Source organism: Streptomyces sp. NPDC088400 (genome assembly GCF_044753355.1).
In the GTDB taxonomy this organism is placed as follows: domain Bacteria; phylum Actinomycetota; class Actinomycetes; order Streptomycetales; family Streptomycetaceae; genus Streptomyces.
Genome location: NZ_JBIVMZ010000002.1, coordinates 793,655 through 810,228, shown reverse-complemented (window position 1 = coordinate 810,228; position 16,574 = coordinate 793,655). Strand labels below are relative to the sequence as shown.

General features: G+C 70.7%; 13 protein-coding genes. All 13 read left to right on the top strand.

Annotated elements, in window-relative coordinates; translation table 11 throughout:
- Positions 1 to 3 precede the first annotated feature (3 nt).
- The 13 genes from ACIQD6_RS07690 (at position 4) to ACIQD6_RS07630 (ending at position 16,500) form a co-directional block, all read left to right on the top strand.
- Positions 4 to 372: a hypothetical protein gene (locus ACIQD6_RS07690; RefSeq protein ID WP_401879325.1), complete on the top strand. Its 369-nt coding sequence runs from the start codon at positions 4 to 6 to the stop codon at positions 370 to 372.
- Positions 365 to 1,504 carry a hypothetical protein gene (locus ACIQD6_RS07685; protein ID WP_401879323.1) on the top strand — a complete coding sequence of 380 codons (1,140 nt, stop codon included), beginning with the start codon at positions 365 to 367 and terminating at the stop codon, positions 1,502 to 1,504. The genes ACIQD6_RS07690 and ACIQD6_RS07685 overlap by 8 nt, the downstream gene beginning before the upstream one ends.
- Positions 1,505 to 1,576: 72 nt before the next feature.
- A complete protein-coding gene (locus ACIQD6_RS07680; RefSeq protein WP_401879321.1) occupies positions 1,577 to 2,101 on the top strand; it encodes a phage baseplate assembly protein V in 525 nt (174 codons plus the stop codon).
- Between the two features lie 97 nt (positions 2,102 to 2,198).
- Entirely contained in the window at positions 2,199 to 2,540 is a 342-nt protein-coding gene (locus tag ACIQD6_RS07675; protein ID WP_401879319.1) for a hypothetical protein, read from the top strand.
- Positions 2,541 to 2,560: 20 nt separating this feature from the next.
- Positions 2,561 to 2,929 (top strand): GPW/gp25 family protein, encoded by a 369-nt coding sequence (locus ACIQD6_RS07670; RefSeq protein WP_401879317.1) that lies wholly within the window; start codon positions 2,561 to 2,563, stop codon positions 2,927 to 2,929.
- A complete protein-coding gene (locus tag ACIQD6_RS07665) occupies positions 2,926 to 6,228 on the top strand; it encodes a putative baseplate assembly protein (protein WP_401879314.1) in 3,303 nt (1,100 codons plus the stop codon). Before ACIQD6_RS07670 ends, ACIQD6_RS07665 begins: the two co-directional genes overlap by 4 nt.
- The gene (locus ACIQD6_RS07660; RefSeq protein WP_401879311.1) at positions 6,225 to 10,082 is read left to right on the top strand and encodes a putative baseplate assembly protein; all 3,858 of its coding nucleotides are present in this window, start codon (positions 6,225 to 6,227) and stop codon (positions 10,080 to 10,082) included. Before ACIQD6_RS07665 ends, ACIQD6_RS07660 begins: the two co-directional genes overlap by 4 nt.
- Positions 10,079 to 12,319, top strand: a complete 2,241-nt coding sequence (locus tag ACIQD6_RS07655) for a hypothetical protein (protein ID WP_401879308.1) — start codon at positions 10,079 to 10,081, stop codon at positions 12,317 to 12,319. Before ACIQD6_RS07660 ends, ACIQD6_RS07655 begins: the two co-directional genes overlap by 4 nt.
- 143 nt (positions 12,320 to 12,462) lie before the next feature.
- A complete protein-coding gene (locus ACIQD6_RS07650) occupies positions 12,463 to 14,103 on the top strand; it encodes a DUF6519 domain-containing protein (protein ID WP_401879305.1) in 1,641 nt (546 codons plus the stop codon).
- Positions 14,104 to 14,130: 27 nt separating this feature from the next.
- On the top strand, positions 14,131 to 15,012 hold the full coding sequence (locus tag ACIQD6_RS07645; RefSeq protein ID WP_401879303.1) for a peptidoglycan-binding protein: 882 nt from the start codon (positions 14,131 to 14,133) through the stop codon (positions 15,010 to 15,012).
- A 297-nt stretch (positions 15,013 to 15,309) separates the two neighbouring features.
- Positions 15,310 to 15,651, top strand: a complete 342-nt coding sequence (locus tag ACIQD6_RS07640) for a hypothetical protein (protein WP_401879301.1) — start codon at positions 15,310 to 15,312, stop codon at positions 15,649 to 15,651.
- A gap of 368 nt (positions 15,652 to 16,019) precedes the next feature.
- Positions 16,020 to 16,271, top strand: a complete 252-nt coding sequence (locus ACIQD6_RS07635) for a DUF6400 family protein (protein WP_401879298.1) — start codon at positions 16,020 to 16,022, stop codon at positions 16,269 to 16,271.
- A complete protein-coding gene (locus tag ACIQD6_RS07630; protein ID WP_401879296.1) occupies positions 16,255 to 16,500 on the top strand; it encodes a hypothetical protein in 246 nt (81 codons plus the stop codon). The genes ACIQD6_RS07635 and ACIQD6_RS07630 overlap by 17 nt, the downstream gene beginning before the upstream one ends.
- The last annotated feature ends 74 nt before the right edge of the window (positions 16,501 to 16,574 follow it).

Genomic DNA, 16,574 nt, shown 5'->3' with positions numbered 1-16,574 from the left:
GACATGGCCGGCATCGAGCCGTACGAGAGCGCGTTGGACGCGATCCCCGGGTCGCATCCTTATCCGCGCACGAGCCGCTATCACGACGCCGAGATCGGCGTGCACACCCAGGCCGACGGGACCACGGTCCGGTACACCAAGCGGCGGTTGTTGCCGCCGCTCGGCGATGCTGCCGAGGACACCGCCCCGCACACCGTCAGCAGCGGGGAGCGCCCCGATCAGCTCGGGCAGCGGTACTTCGGGGATCCCGGGCAGTGGTGGCAGATCGCCGACGCCAATCCCACGCTCGACCCCGGCGAGTTGACCGCCGAGCCCGGACGCGAGATCGCGATTCCGCTGCCGGGTGGGTTCCCCGGGGGTGGCCGTGGCTGATGAGCCGATCGGGCAGGGGCCCGTTCACCTCACTCTGCTCATGGGCCCCAAGCTGGTCCGCCCTGTCCCCGCAGAGGTCAGTGAGGCTCTGCTGTCCGCGCAGATCACCACAACGGCCGGGGAGCGCAGTGGGTTTCAGATCGCGTTCGATCTGACCAAGAAGGGGATCATCACCCAACGGCTGCTGCCCGAAGGGTTTTTCGACCCCCGGACCCGGGTCATCGTCGTGGCGACCGTCAAGGGCACACCGACCGTCCTGCTCGACGGGCTGATCGTGCGTCAGGAGGTCGGGGCCAGCAACCAGCCGGGGCAGACCACCCTCACCGTCACCGGTGAGGACCTCACACTCCTGATGGATCTTGAGGAGCGGACCGACCGGTATCCCAACCTCGCGCCGTCCCAGCGTGTCGAGCGGATCCTCGCCAAGTACACCGACTACGGGATCGACGCGCGCATCATCCGCGAGCAGATTCAGCAGTCCCCCAACGAGCTGCGGCGGGTGGACTATCAGACCGGGACCGACCTTCAGTACATCAATGACCTGGCCAAGGCCAATGGGTTCACGTTCTACCTCGATCCCGGTCCTGTGCCCGGTCGCTCCACCGCGTTCTGGGGGCCCGAACAGCGGCTCGGGCAGCGGCAGCACGCACTCAACGTCAACATGGACAACAACTCCACTGTCGATCAGCTGACGTTCGCGTACGACGGGACGGCCCGTGAGGAGCCGCAGGCCCGTGTGCAGGATCCCAAGTCCCGTGACTCGACGCTGCTCGCCCAGCCCGACATCAGCCCGCTGCGGCCGCCTCTCGGCCGGCGGGCCACCCCGGCGCTCAAACGCAGGACGCTCTCCGGCACCGCGAAGATGGACCAGGGGCAGGCCCAGGCGGCGGCGCTCGCCAGGGCCGCCACGTCCGCCGACGCGATCTCCGGCTCCGGGTCGCTCGATGTGAACCGGCACGGCTACATCCTTCGCCCGCGCGAGCTGGTCGGGGTGCGCGGCAGCGGAGTGACGTACGACGGCGACTACTACGTCAAGTCCGTCACCCACAATCTCCGCCCCGGCTCGTACCAGCAGAACTTCACGCTCTCCCGCGAGGGCCTGATCGCCCGCAGCAGGACCGTGCGCCCGTAAAGCCCAGGAAGACCAGGAGGCCTGGAAGCCCCAGAAGGCCCAGGCAGAGCAGGAAGACCAGGAGAACCTCGTATGGCGGCACCGAACAACCGCTTCCTCGGCAAGTTCCGGGGCCGGGTGATCGACAACAACGATCCGCTGAGGATCGGCAGGATCACGGCCAAGGTCCCGGACGTGCTCGGCGACGAGGCCTCCACGTGGGCGATGCCCTGTCTACCGTTCACCGGGCGCCAGTCGGGCCAGTACGTCGTCCCCGAGGTCGGGGCCGGCGTGTGGATGGAGTTCGAGCAGGGCGACGTCAGTTTCCCTGTCTGGACGGGTTGTTGGTACGGAGACGTCACCGAACTGCCGCCCCGCGCGAGCGAGGAGTTGCCCGGCTCCCAGCCGGTGGTGATCCAGACGCCGGGCAATCACAAGCTCGTCATGTCGGACGTGCCCGGCGGCACCGGGATTCTCCTCGAAGCCAGGGGTGGCGCGTACATCCGGATCGACGAGAGGGGCGTGACCGTCGGCAACGGGAGTGGCGCGACGATCGAGTTGATCGGGGACGAGGTCAACATCAACGGCGGTCGGCTGATCGTGCCGAAGAAGCGGTGACGACCTCCATGGCAGGAATCACGGCCAAGACCACGAAGACGGAAACGGCGCAGGCGAAGACGCCTAGCAGTACCACGAACAGAACGGGGAGTCAGACGTGTTGTCCGGGAATCTCGTGAACGGCGGGTACGCGATCAGCTGCCCGCACGGCGGACGGGTCGCGCCCGCCTCCGCCCCGTCGTCAGGAGTGCGGATCGACGGCCTGCCCGTGCCGACCGCCTCCGACGTCTTCACCGTCAGCGGCTGCCGGCACGCCATCGACCGCGTACCGCATCCGTGCGTCACCGTCCGCTGGACGCCCGCCCGCGACGGCGTACTGATCGACGGGGCGCCCGTGCTGCTCGACAGCACCTCCGCGCTCTGCTTCAGCGCCGCGCTGGTGCCGCAGGGCCCGCCTGTCGTCGCCGCCGCGACGACCCGGGGGGTGTCCTGCCGGTGAGGAACACGACGAGCGGCGCCATGAGGACCGATATCGCCTTCCCCTTCCGGAGCGACCGGCGCGGACGCACCGCGCACGCCGCGTACGACGACCATGTGCGGGACCTGATCGAGCAGTTGCTGTTCACCAGCCCCGGCGAGCGCGTGATGCGCCCCGACTTCGGATGTGGCCTGCTGGATCTGGTCTTCACGCCCAACAGCCCCGAACTGGCCTCCGCGCTGGAGCTGTCCGTACAAGCCTCGCTCCAGCGCTGGCTGGGTGAACTGATCGAGGTACAGGCCCTCGACGTGGTGAGCGAGGAGAACGTGGTCCGGGTGTACCTGAGTTACGTGGTGCGTTCCACCGCGACCCGGCGCGACGAGGTGTTCGAGGGGAGTGGCGCGGTATGAGTGAGCTCGGCAATCCGCTGATGTGCCGTACGGACGGCAGGCGCGCGAAGATACGTGCCGCACAGCTCGGTGGTGTGGACGCCGTCGAGGTCGGTGACGACGGTCTGACTCTGACCGTCACCTTCCTCGGCAAGGCGCCCCACGGTCTCTGCCCGGAGAACATTCGCATCGACGGCGGGCGCAGGATCACCGGCATCAAGGCCGTCGAGGTGTCCGTCGAACGCGAGGAGGACCCGGAGCTGGACGACCGGCTGTTCGTCACGCTCGACCGCGCCGGGGACACGTCCCGCTACCGGCTCTCGGTGGTCGACACCGATCCGTACGGACGGCCCGGCACCGAGCCCTTCCCCGGCTTCGACCAGCGGTACTTCTCGGCCGAGTTCGCCTTCCGGCCCGACTGCCCCACCCCTTTCGACTGCGTGGACGAGCAGCCCGACTGCCCGCCCCTGCACACCCCCACGCCTGTCATCGAATACACGGCGCGCGATTACGACACGATCCGCCGAGTGATCCTTGACCGGCTGGCGCTGACCACCCCGGGCTGGGTGGAGCGCAACGCGGCAGACCTCGGGACGACGCTGGTCGAGCTCCTCGCCCACACCGCCGACCGGATCAGCTATCAGCAGGACGCGGTCGCGACGGAGGCGTATCTCGACACGGCCCGACGCCGGGTTTCCGTACGCCGTCATGTGCGGCTCATCGACTATCCGATGCACGACGGCGTCAACGCCCGCGCGTTCGTGGCGGTCGAGACCGTACGCCAACTGACGCTGCTGCCCGGCACGTTCCGTTTCGCCGCCGTCAATGTCGACGTCCGGGCGCTGGCGCCGCGCGACCGGCCCGAGATCGGCACCGTCATCGACGACCGGGATCTGGCCGTGCTGGACGAGCGCGGTTCGGTGGAGGTGTTCGAGCCGGTCGTGGCCGAGGAACCGCTGGTGCTGCGGCCCGAACACAACACCATCCGCTTCTGGACCTGGGGCGACGAGCTGTGCTCGCTGCCCAAGGGAGCCACGGCCGCCACACTCCGGGACGAGTGGGCCGACGAGGAGTGCCAGTCCCGCACGCTGGATCTGTCTCCCGGCGATCTGCTGCTGATCGAGGAGGTACGGGGAGGCCGCTCGGGTACGCCCGGCGACGCCGATCCCACACACCGGCAGGCCGTACGCCTCACTTCCGTCACCCCGGTCGTGGACCGGCTGGCCGGCCGGCCCGCGCTGGAGGTCACCTGGGCGCCGGAGGACGCGCTCGCCTTCCCCGTCTGCCTGTCCACACGCGGCGGGCCGGGCTGTCGGCCGGTCGAGGACGTCAGCGTGGCACGCGGCAATGTCGTGCTCGTCGACCACGGCCGCTCGCTCATCTTCAGCGGCGGTACGGGTGGAAACAGTGGTACCGGCGGTTCCGGTGGTACGCCCGAGACGGTCACCGTGCCGCCCGCGCCGGCCGTCCTCGGGTCCTGCGATCCGTCCGGCTTCGGCTGCTGGGACCGCGACAGCGGCAATGCCACGGCGCATCTCATCACCTCCCGTCTCGAACAGACTCGTAGCGGTCGTCTGCTGACCGCACGTCAGATACGTGAGCTGTTCACCGTCGTCGGCGAGGACGCGACCGAACGCGCCGGCCTCGGTCTCGAACTGGCGGGCCGGAAACGGGAAAAGGTCGTCCCCGGCACCGCCTACGCCCAGGCGGAGGCGCTGGCGACACTGCTGGCGCAGGTCACCTACCCGGGCATCCGGCCGCGCTTCCGGCCGGTGCTGCACCGGTCCCCCGTCGTGCAGTCCGTACCGTTCCCGGAGCCCGGCCATGTCTCGGCGGGTCAGGCCACCCGGCTGGCCGCCATTCCGGGCCGCGTCCGGGAACGGCTGGTGGAGCTGTGGCGCAGTGCCCGCGACTGCGACGGGCTGACGGAGCACGAGACAGCCGAACTGACCGTCCTGTTCGGGCTGCGGGTGCTGGAACGGGTCGAGCTCGCCCGTCATCCGGTGCGCGCGCTACGCGAGTTGCTGCACCGGAGCGAGCGGCTCCTGGCCGCGAAGCTGCGGCGCCTTGACGTACTGAGCGCGCGGGCTCGCGCGGGTGCCGTGCTCGACGGTTCCATCGCCTGGGAGATCGCGCACAGTTGGGGTTCCGAGTACGCGGCCGGTCTGCACCCGGGTGAGCCGGTGCTGCGAGGACCCGCGGCGGCTCTCGTACAGGATCCCCGGGCGGCGCTGCCCTCCGTCACGGTCGGCGACAGTGACGGCGACGGCGACGGCGACGGCGACGGCGACGAGTCATGGACCCCGCGGCGGGATCTCCTCGGCAGCGGTCCCCGGGACCGGCACTTCGTCGGTGAGCTGGAGGACGACGGGCGGATCGCCCTGCGGTTCGGCGACGGACGGCACGGTGCGCTGCCCAGGCCGGGGTCCCGGCTGGAGCTGCGCTACCGCCTCGGCGGCGGTACGGCGGGCAATGTCGGCGCGGAGGCCATCAACCACCTCGTGCTGTGCCGCGATCCTGACGAGTCCGATGCCGGGGATCCGATGCCGGTCGCGGGGGTACGCAATCCGCTGCCCGCCGTCGGTGGTACCGAGCCCGAACCGGTCGATCAGGTAAAGCAGTTGGCGCCGCTCGATCTGAAGCGCTCGCGGCTGCGCGCCGTCACGGCCGAGGACTACGCGGCGCTGGCGGCGAAGCTCCCGGGAGTGCAGCGCGCGGCGGCGGAGATCCGCTGGACCGGCAGTGTCCAGGAGGCGCATGTCGCCGTCGATGCCCTGGGGTCGGGTGAGCCCTCCCCCGAGCTGCTCGACTCGGTGTCGTACGCCCTGGAGCGCTACCGCAGGATCGGTCACGACCTCGTCGTCGGCCCGGCTCGCGACGTACCGCTGGACATCGCCCTCACCGTGTGCGCGACGCCCGGCCATCAGCACGGGCAGATCCTGGCCGAGCTGTACCGGCTGCTGGGCAGCCGACGGCTGCCGGGCGGGCGGCTCGGATTCTTCCACCCCGACGCGCTGACCTTCGGCGATCCGGTACGGCTCAGCCGTCTGGTGGCCGTAGCGGCGGCGGTGCCCGGGGTGGAGAGCGTCACCGTGACCCGGCTGAGCCGGCTCTTCGACAACAACCGTGCGAACGACACGGACGACCCCACAGGCACAGACCCCACCGGCACAGGCCCGGCCCACAGAGGCCCGGCCGACACGGCACTGGAGGCAGGCGTGCTGCGGCTCAGCCCGCTGGAGATCGCGCGTTGCGACAACGACCCCGACCGGCCCGAGAACGGCCGGCTGTCGATCAACCTCGCCGGAGGTGCCCGATGAGTGGCGCTTACGCCTCGGACGGCGGATGCGGATGCGGATGCGGTGGGCACGACGAGCGCCACGCGCCCGACGCCCTGTACAACCCGCCGGGCCGGACCGCGCTCGACTACCGGGTGGGTGAGTACGGCTCGTTCCTGGCGGCCATGCTCGACCGGCTCGCCTCCCCCGCCTATCCGGCACTGCGCGGCCTGACCGTCCGTACACCCGACGACCCGGCGATCGGGCTGCTGGACTCGTGGGCGGTCGTCGGTGACCTGCTCACGTTCCACTCCGAGCGGATCGCCGACGAGGGGTATCTGCGCACCGCCAACGAGCACCGCTCGCTTGCCCTGTTGGGGCGGCTGGTGGGGCACCGGCCCCGTCCGGGCGTCGCCGCCGACACGCATCTCGCGTACGCCCTGGATCGCGATCCGCGCGCCGAGGACGTATCGGTGGTGATCCCGCGTGGCGCGCGCGCCAACACGGTGCCCGCCTCCGCCGACGAGGAGTCGCAGGCCTTCGAGACGAGTGAGGACCTCACGGCCCGCGCGTCCTGGAACGAGCTGGCGGTACGCCGCCGCCGGCCGGCGCTGCTCACCCCGGACGATCTGTCGAAGCGGTCCGAGATCCAGATCTCCGGGACGAACGCCTCCCTCCAGACCGGCGACAAGGTGCTGTTCGTCTTCGGAGCGGAGCAGGCCGGCCAAGCGGGTCCAGCAGATCAAGCAGCCGCCCAAGAGGCCACCGGTCAACGGCTGTTGCTGTCGGTCGCGCGGGTACGGATCGACCGCGAGGACGACGTGACGGCGATCGGTCTGCCGCAGTCCGCGCCACCGACCCTGGCCGAGCTGGTGGCGGAGCTCCGCGAGTGGATCACCGAGGACGACCGGGAGGTCGAGGACGGGGAGCCGACCCCCGACAACCCCAATCCTCGCCCCGTCAGCATGATCATCGACCGGTTCGACACCCAGGTGCTGGCGCCGCTGCGTGCCGATCTGGACGGGATCACCACTCCGGCGGCTTTCGCCCGGCGGCTCGTGGACCCGCACGAGCGGCTCGCGGAGGCTCAGGCCGTAGCGGCCCCGTACGAGGAAGTCGCCTCCTGGTTCGAGCAGTTGGAGGCGGTGGTCGGTGAGCTGATGGAGCGGGCGGCGGACCTGGAGCCGTCACAGCCCGTTCCACCTGTGCCGCCCGGACAGCCCGTGCCGCCCGTACGGCCTGCTGCCACCGCCGGGGCCGACTCGTCGGCCATGCGGGCGCTCGGCGCCATACTGCCCGCCCTGCGCAGCAGTGTCGTGCGCCCCCCGTCCGGAGCCCGTACGCGGCCGCACGACCCGGCGACGCTCTTCGCGCCGGGTTCCGACTTCGGCGCGCAGCTGCTGTCGGCGCTCGATCCTCGGATCTCGCACGGGATGTACGCGGCGTGGCGCAACGCCGCGCCGACCGCGCCGTCCCTGCTCCGGGACGTCCAGGCGATGCGGGTGACCGCCGCGCCCTTCGGGGCGACGGCGCCGCTCAAGCCCGTACAGGACGACCGGGGAAGGATCGTCCGTCAGACGGACTGGCCTCTGGGCGGTTCCTCGCTCACCACGATGCGGGTCGTGTACGACGCGGCGGGCAAGGTGCCGGTGCGCGCGGAGTTCCAGCACACGGAGACCGGCAGCTCGGTGCAGCGGTCGGAGAATCTGCCCGTGCCCGCCGAGACGAGCTTCGATCTTCCGCCCGGCCGGGTCTCGCTGATGACCCGCGCCGCCCAGGACCGGCACCTGAGTTGGCTCTCCACGCGTCCGGCCGACTCCCAGGAACCGGGTGTGACAGCCCAGTTGACGTCCGCGCTGCCCGAGCGGACGCTGTTCGTGTCCCGCCCCGGCGACGACGGACGGGTGCATGTCGCCGTACAGAACGGTGACCCCCTGGAGTGGTGGCTGGCTCCCGGCGAGCACCACCAGGTCACTCATGGCGAGTTCGAGGTGACCGTGCGGTACGTGGTGGGCAGCGAACCGGCGAATGTCGAGATCGGCATCGCGACCGTGCCCAAGCAGTCGAACCGCCAGGTGCTGCCGCTCGACTCCGTGCAGGACGGGATCACGGTCGGCAGCTGGGTGCGCGTCGAGCGTCCCCGCAAGGGATCCGGAGAACCCGACGGGATCCCCGGTGACAGGAACCTCGCGTCCGTGACCACCCGGGTGACCGCCGTGCGTACCGCCGCGTACACCAACTACGGCATCACGGGCCGGGGCACCGAGCTGACGCTCGCCGACCCGTGGCTGGACGAGCACGATGTGCTGCTCTCGACGATCCGGGACACCACCGTGTACGCGGGCGGTGAGGCGCTGCGCCTCGCCGACGAACCGCTGGGCGAGGACGTCCACGGCAATCAGCTCGAACTGGCCGATCTGTACGACGGGTTGGCGCCGGGCCGCCATCTGGTCGTGTCCGGCGAACGCACCGACATCCCCGACACGGCGGGGGTGCGCGGCACCGAACTGGTGGTGATCGCCGGCGTGGAGCAGCACCTCGATCCGCTGCTGCCCGGCGATCATGTCCATACGAGGCTGACACTCACCTCGGACCTGGCCTACCGCTACCGCCGTGACACGGTGCGCGTTCAGGGCAATGTGGTCCCGGCGACGCACGGGGAGAGCCGCGACGAGCCGATCGGCGGCGGCGACGCCGACCGGATCAACCAGACGTTCACGCTCTGGCAGTCGCCGCTGACCTGGCTGCCCGCCGACAACCCGCTGGGGGCGACACCGGCCCTGGAGGTGCACGTCGACGGCCTGCTGTGGCACGAGGTGGACAGCCTGGCCGGACGCGGCCCGCGCGAGCGGGTGTACGTCTCCGGGACGGCCGGGGACGGACGTACGACGGTGACCTTCGGTGACGGGGTGCACGGCGCCCGGCTGCCCACCGGGCACGAGAACGTCCGGGCCCGGTACCGCTTCGGCACCGGGCAGGCCGCCAACGTCCCGGCGAACCGGGTCACTCAGGCGATCACCCGGCCGCTGGGCGTCACCTCCGTCACCAACCCGCAGCCCGCCACAGGTGGCGCGGACGCCGACGGTCCCGGGCTGACCCGGCGCACGATTCCGCTCGCCGTGTCGGCGCTGGACCGGCTCGTGTCCGTCACGGACTACGAGGACTTCGCTCGCTCGCGGGCGGGTATCGGCCGGGCCTCGGCCCGGGAGGTGTTCGACGGACGGCGGCGGGTGCTGCATGTGACGGTCGCCGGAGTCGACGACATCCCGATCGCCGGCGACTCCGAGGTGCTGCGCGCGCTGCGTTCCTCCCTCGCCACGTACGGCGACTCGCGCCTTCCGGTACGGGTGGACGTACGCGAGTCGGTGCTGTTGTTGCTCGCGGCGCGGGTGAAGGTGGCCCGGGACCACACCTGGACGGTGGTCGAGCCTCGGCTGCGGCAGACACTGCTGTACGAATTCGGCAGCGGGCGTGCGGAGTTGGGACGACCGGCGCGGCTGTCGGACGTCATGGCGGCGGCCCACCGGGTGCCCGGTGTGGATTACGTGGACGTGGACGTGTTCACCGGAGTACCGGCGTCCGTCACCGCGGACGAGCTGGCCGGGCTCGCGGGACAGCTCGACCGGCCGCGCACGGCGGTCCCGGCGAGGCTCGCCGAGTACGACGAGAATATGCACTTGGTCACCGCGGAGGACGGTGAGACGCTCACCCATGTCGCCGGCCGGTACGGCATCTCCTTGGCCGAACTGCTGCGCCTGAACCCGGACATCACCGATACCCGGCGACTGGAGAAGGGGCGGGTGGTGTGTGTCTTCCGGGGCATCAGGCCGGCTCAACTCGCCCTGTTGTCACCACGGGTGGCGGACACGCTGATTCTGACGGAGGTCACCGCATGAGCAGGGAACCGGACGGGCTCGCGGAGCTGCTCCCGCAGTGGCACCGGCTGCGCGACGCCGAGGGCGGGGAGCCGCTGCGCGCCCTGCTCGCGGTCATCGCCGAGCAGGTGGACCGGGTTCGGGACGGGGTCGAGCAGAGTTACGACGACTGGTTCGTGGAGACCGCGGCGCCCTGGGTGCTGCCGTATCTCGGCGATCTGGTCGGCTACACCCCGCTGCCCGGCTATGAGCGCGTACAGGCGAAGGGCCTCAAGAGCGGTGGGGGCGACGGGAGCGGGGGCGATGGCGACCGTTCGCGCGACCGGCTCGCCGAGGCGCTCGCGCCGCGTCGCGATGTCGCCGCGACCGTCGCCAACCGGCGGCGCAAGGGCACCCTCGCCCTGCTGGAGGAGCTGGCCGAAGAGGTCGCCGGCTGGCCTTCGCGGGCCGTGGAGTTCTCCCGGCTCGTCTCCCATCAGCAGCCCGTCAAGCTGTACGGATCGGGGACCGAAGCCGTGAACGGGCGTCGCCTTGAGCGCGGTCGGCTCGTGGACGTACGGGAGGGGAGCCAACTCGATCTGGCGGGTGGTCCGTTCGGAGCGGTAGCGCGGTCGGTGGACGTCCGAAGGGCCAACTCTGCTCGCACGCAGGGTGGTTACTCGCCCGCCGGAGTGGGCCTGTTCGTATGGCGACTGAAGCCGTACCACCTGACCAAGGCGCCGGCGTACTGCGTCGACCGGGCCCGCAATCTCTACACCTTCTCGATTCTGGGCAACGACAGTCCGCTGGTGACCAAGCCGGTGCCGGAGCCGTCGGCCACCCATGTCGCGACGATCGACAACGTTCCCGCGTACATCCGGCGGCGGCAGCTCGCGGACCGGCTCGCGGACTACTACGGGCCCGGCAAGAGCTTCACGATCTGGCGCGACGGCCAGGACGAACCGGTGCCGCTGTCGGACCTCGTCGTGGCGGACCTGACGGACTGGCGCTACCGCCCCAAGCGCGGCCAGGTCGCCGTCGATCCGGCGCTCGGCCGGATCGCCTTCGGCTCGCGTTCCGCTCCGCGCCAGGGCGTCTGGGTCAGCTACCACTACGCGTTCTCGGACGACACGGGCGGCGGCGAGTATCCGCGCGACCGTGAGACGCCGGTGGCCGCGAAGGTCTACCGGGTCGGCCCCGGGCAGACGTACCAGCGGATCATGGACGCGTACGGCGAGTGGCGCACCGACCGGCGGTCCGGGCGCTGCGGGCCCGACGGCATCATCGAGATCACGCACAGCGGTGCCTACCAGGAGCAGCTGGACTTCGATCTGGACCCCGGCGACCGGCTGGAAGTGCGGGCGGCCGAGGGGACCCGGCCGGTGATCCGGTTGCTCGACTGGTACAGCAACCGGCCCGACGCGCTCAACATCCGTGCGCGGGAGGAGAGTTCGGGGTCGAGTGAGATTCGGGGTCAGGGTCAGGACAACGAATCGGACGCGGGCGGGCGGGAGTGCGAGGCGCCTCGGATCGTGCTGGATGGTCTGCTGATCACCGGGCGCGGCCTCCATGTCACCGGGCCTGTCGGGGCGGTCGTGCTGCGGCACTGCACGCTCGTGCCGGGCTGGTCGCTGGAGCCCCGGTGCGAACCGCACTCCCCCGAGGAGCCGAGCCTGGTGCTGGACCGGACCACCGCGTGTGTGGCGATCGAGCGGACCGTCCTCGGCACCATCGAGGTGATCGGCGACGAGGTACGGCACGACCCGCTGCCCATCCACATCCGCGACAGCGTTCTGGACGCCACCGGTCACGACCGGGTGGCGCTGTCGGCCCCGGACTGCCGCCACGCCCACGCCGTACTGCACGCGCACCGCACCACCGTCATCGGCGAGGTCCACACCCACGCGGTGGAGATCGCCGAGAACACCATCTTCACCGGGGAGTTGCGGGTGGCCCGGCGGGGCATCGGCTGTATGCGGTTCTCATACGTGCCGCCCGGCTCGCGCACCCCGCGCCGTCATCGCTGCCAGCCGGATCTGGTGGGCCGCGAGGAGGCGCAACGGGTACGGCCGCTGGTCACGAGCGAGCGGTACGGCACTCCCGCGTACGGGCAGCTCGCGGCCGGCTGCGCCGAGGAGATTCACCGGGGCGCCGAGGACGGCTCCGAGATGGGCGCGTTCCACGACCTGTACCAGCCGCAGCGCATGGACAGCCTGCGGGCGCGGCTGGCGGAGTACACCCCGGCCGGTACGGACGCCGGGATCATCGCAGTGACGTGACACACCGTTCGCCCAACTCCGAACGCGGAGCTCCGTTCCGCCGTACAACCAAGGACTACCGAGCAGGACCGCGTAAGACCGAGTAGGACCCGAGTACGACCGAGTACGACCGAATGCCGAACTTCCGAGGGGGACCCCTTCCCATGCACGCAGACATCTCCCGCACCACCTTCCGGCCGGACCGGCACTACTCGGCGGTGATCGCACAGCAGGGCCGTGTCCAGCTCGACGCGGACGCCAATGAACAGGCCGCGATCCAGCTGCTCCAGGCCCGTACCACCGCCGTTGATCTGATCGGGCAGCACGGCGGCCCGCTCGGCGCCACGGGCTTCGCGCTGGACTTCGTGGGTGGCAGCCGGGAGCTGGACGATCTGTCCATCTCGGGCGGCCGTTACTACGTGGACGGCATCCTGGTGGACGCGACACGGCCGGAGCCCGGTGTTCCGGTCGAGGACGACGGACAGTCGCAGCCGCAGTCGCAGTCGCAGTCGCAGTCGCAATCAGACGAGGAAGGCGGCAAGGACGCCCCCGCCGCCGCGGAACCGCCGGCCACCTGGACGTACTGGGACCAGCCGGACGGCCACCGGGACCCGGAGCGCCCCGGCGACCGGCTGCCCACCCAATTCCCCTATCTGGCCTATCTGAAGGTGTGGGAGCGCTCGGTCACCGCGGCCGAGGACCCGCTGCTGCGCGAGGTGGCGCTGGGGTCCGCGATGCCCGACACGGCGGCCCGGCTGAAGGTCGTCTGGCAGGTGCTGCCGCTGCCCGGCTCGCAGCTGGAACTGGATCCGGCGGACGGGCAGCCCCAGGACCAGGCCCGCGCGGCGTTCGCGAAGTGGGTGGCGGCGCAGGCGCCGACGGCCCGGATGGCGGCGCGCAGCCGACGTCCCGAACACGCCGACGAGGACCCGTGCCTGGTGAGTCCGGACGCCCGGTACCGGGGCCCGGAGAATCAGATGTACCGCGTCGAGATCCACGAGGGCGGCGCGGCGAAGGACGCGACGTTCAAGTGGTCGCGGGAGAACGGTTCGGTGACCTTCACGGTGGACGAACTCGACGGTACATGGGCGGAGTTGGCGTCCCTCGGCAGCGACGACAAGCTCGACCTGAACGTCGGTGACTGGGTCGAGTTCACCGACACCGCCTACATCAGCCGGGGCGAGCCGCTGCCGCTGCTGCGGGTGGAGGAGGTCGACCTGCCAGGCCGACGGGTCCGGCTCTCCGCCGAGCCGGACCCGTCGGTGGGGCGGCGCCCCGAGCTGAACCCGTTCCTGCGGCGCTGGGACCACCGGTCCGGTGCGCGGCACGCGGGGAGTCAGGGGCAGTCCACCCGTACGAAGCAGGGGGGCTCGAAGCTGCGCGACGGCGCACTCCGGATCGAGGAGGGCGGCTGGCTGCCGCTGGAGGACGGCGTACTCGTCTACTTCGAGCCGGGCAGGACATACCGCTCCGGTGACTTCTGGACCGTTCCCGCGCGTACGGCCACGGGTGATGTCGAGTGGCCGACGGACACGGCCCGCAGGCCACTGCTCCAGTCCCCCGCGGGGATTCAGGTCCACTACGCGCCGCTGGCCTGGGTGTTCGGCGAAGGCTCACCGTCGGACCTGCGTCTCGCGTTCGGCCCGCTGGCCACCGCCATTCCGGCGGCGGACGCGGCGGCGCTGGCGGCGGAGACCAGGGCCGAAGAGGAAGCCATCGCTGCCGAACTCACCGCTGTGAACAGCCCGTCGGCGGGAACCGCGGAGGCGGCGGGGCCGGATGATCACGAACAGATCGGGAATTGACATCGCACCAAGGAAAGGAAAAACACGATGGCCACACCTCTGTCCGCCGCCAAACTACTCACCGCCCTCCGCAACGAGGGTCTGAACGTCATCGAGCACCGGAGCTGGCGTACGCACAACCGCAACAGCAAGGGCCCGTGGGGACCCATGCACGGAGTGATGATCCACCACACCGTGACCTCGGGCACGCAGAGTTCCGTGGAGCTCTGCTACAACGGCCATTCGAGCCTGCCCGGTCCGCTGTGCCACGGAGTGATAGCCAAGGACGGCTCGGTCTATCTGGTCGGCAACGGCCGGGCCAACCACGCCGGGCTCGGCGATGACGACGTGCTGCGCGCGGTGATCAACGAATCCGCGCTGCCCGCCGACAACGAGGCCAACACCGACGGCAACCGCCACTTCTACGGCTTCGAGTGCATCAACCTGGGCAACGGCGAGGACCCGTGGCCGGCCGCTCAGCTGCTGGCGATCGAGAAGGTGTCGGCCGCGCTCTGCCGTGCGCACGGCTGGACCCAGCGCTCGGTCATCGGGCACAAGGAGTGGCAGCCCGGCAAGATCGATCCTCGCGGTTTCACGATGGACTCGATGCGCTCCCGGATCGCGAAGCGGATCGGCGGCACCCCGGACGGTCCCTCGAAGCCGCCGACGAAGCCCCCGGTGAAGTACGAGCCGTTCCCCGGGGCCGCCTTCTTCGCGGCCGGCAGACACAGCGCCATCGTCACGGCGATGGGCAAGCGGCTGGTGGCGGAGGGCTGCGGGAAGTACCAGGTCGGCCCCAGCCCGGACTGGTCCGAGGCCGACCGCAAGTCCTACGCCGCGTGGCAGCGCAAGCTCGGCTACTCGGGAAGCGACGCCGACGGGGTCCCGGGCAAGACGAGCTGGGACAAGCTCAAGGTGCCCAACGTCTGATCGAACCTCCGCATCCCCGTATCCCCGTATCGCCCGTATCGCTACGGGCACACGCATCGCTCCCCGGCACGCGCCGGGCGGCCCTTCCCGCAGCGGAGGCCGCCCGGCGCGTGTCCTACGTGGTCCCCTGCGGGCGTTCCCCGTACGCACCACGCACGCGCGTCCCTCGTACGAGTGCCTCGCTCGGGTGTCGCCGCGTCCACGCACCACGGCAGCTGGCAGCCTGACCGCGTAATGATCTTGAGACGCGGCGCGGCAGTGCCTGCGTCCGTCTCCGTCTTCCGTGAGGAGTCCTGGATGCCGAAGAACCGTGCGCGGTCGTCTGCTCTGCGAGGTACGGCAGTGTGTGTACTGCTGGCCGCCGGAGTCGTCACGGGGACCACCGGACCGGCCATGGCCGACGGTGCCCCCGTGGTGGTGGCGGGAAAGTGGGCGAAGGCCGCTCCGTCCGAGGCGAAGTGCCCCAAGGGCACCGAGCTGGTCGGCGGGGGCTACCACGGCGAGCCCGCCACCCTGTCCAACGGGATGCCGGCCGACATGGTCGACATGAACGCCCCTTCGTCCGTCACCCCGAACGCGTGGGTGGTCAAGATGCATGTCGGAAGCGCGCGGGCGTACGCCCTCTGCGAGAAGGACTGAACACATAGGGACCCCGGCCCGGTCCCTTCGACCGCCGTTACGTACCGAGCCGCGCCTGTCGCGCCCGGTACGTAACGGCGCGTCGCCACCGGTATCGGCCCGCTTCCGAGCGTCCCGACCGGTGCACTCCAGGACGGGATCACGGAGCTTGCGGGCGAGTCGTGAAGTACGTCACAGCGACGCGAGCGGACCGAGCCTGCCGCCTGGGGCCTGTCGCCGGCAACGGCCCGCCCCTGTCAGCCGATCCGAGAGGGCCCGTCGATGAACCGGGCGGCACGGAATCCCGGGGCGACTTAGGTCACCCTTCCCTGTCGCGGCATACGCTGGTAAAGGTGGTGGGGTTCCGCCAACACATCGGAAGTATCCCCATGTATCAGGACAACACCACCGGCCTCACCCCCTTCACGATCGACCTGACCTTCGAAGAAGCCCGCCGCCGGGCCGAGGTCGTGGCCGCGCTCGGGCCCGACTGGGACCCGGTGGCCGTCCTCCGAGGCGAGGACGAGGCGTACGCGCTCCTCTACTCGGGCCTGGACGCCGAGCAGCAGCGCACCTACGACCTGCTGGTAGCGGCGGGTGTTCTGCCGGGCGAGGAGCCGGGCCATGCGACTGCCCATTGATCCGCAGGCGGACATCGCCCGCCGCGCCTGGGTGGCCTGCCCGGTCTGCGACGACGCCCGCCGTTGCGTGACCTGCGCCGATCGCCGCAACTGCGCTGAGCACTGGCGCTATCTCATCTCCAGCAACGGACCGGTCGTCCACCTTCAGTGCCCGCGATGCACACACATGTGGTCGCTGAACACCCGACCCGGCGCCACCTGCCGCGACGACGGCACCCACCGCCCCTGACCGCTGATGTCGTGGCTCACGCCGTGTTCGGTGACCCGCCCCCGTGAGCAGGCCACCGAACGCGTCCGCACAAG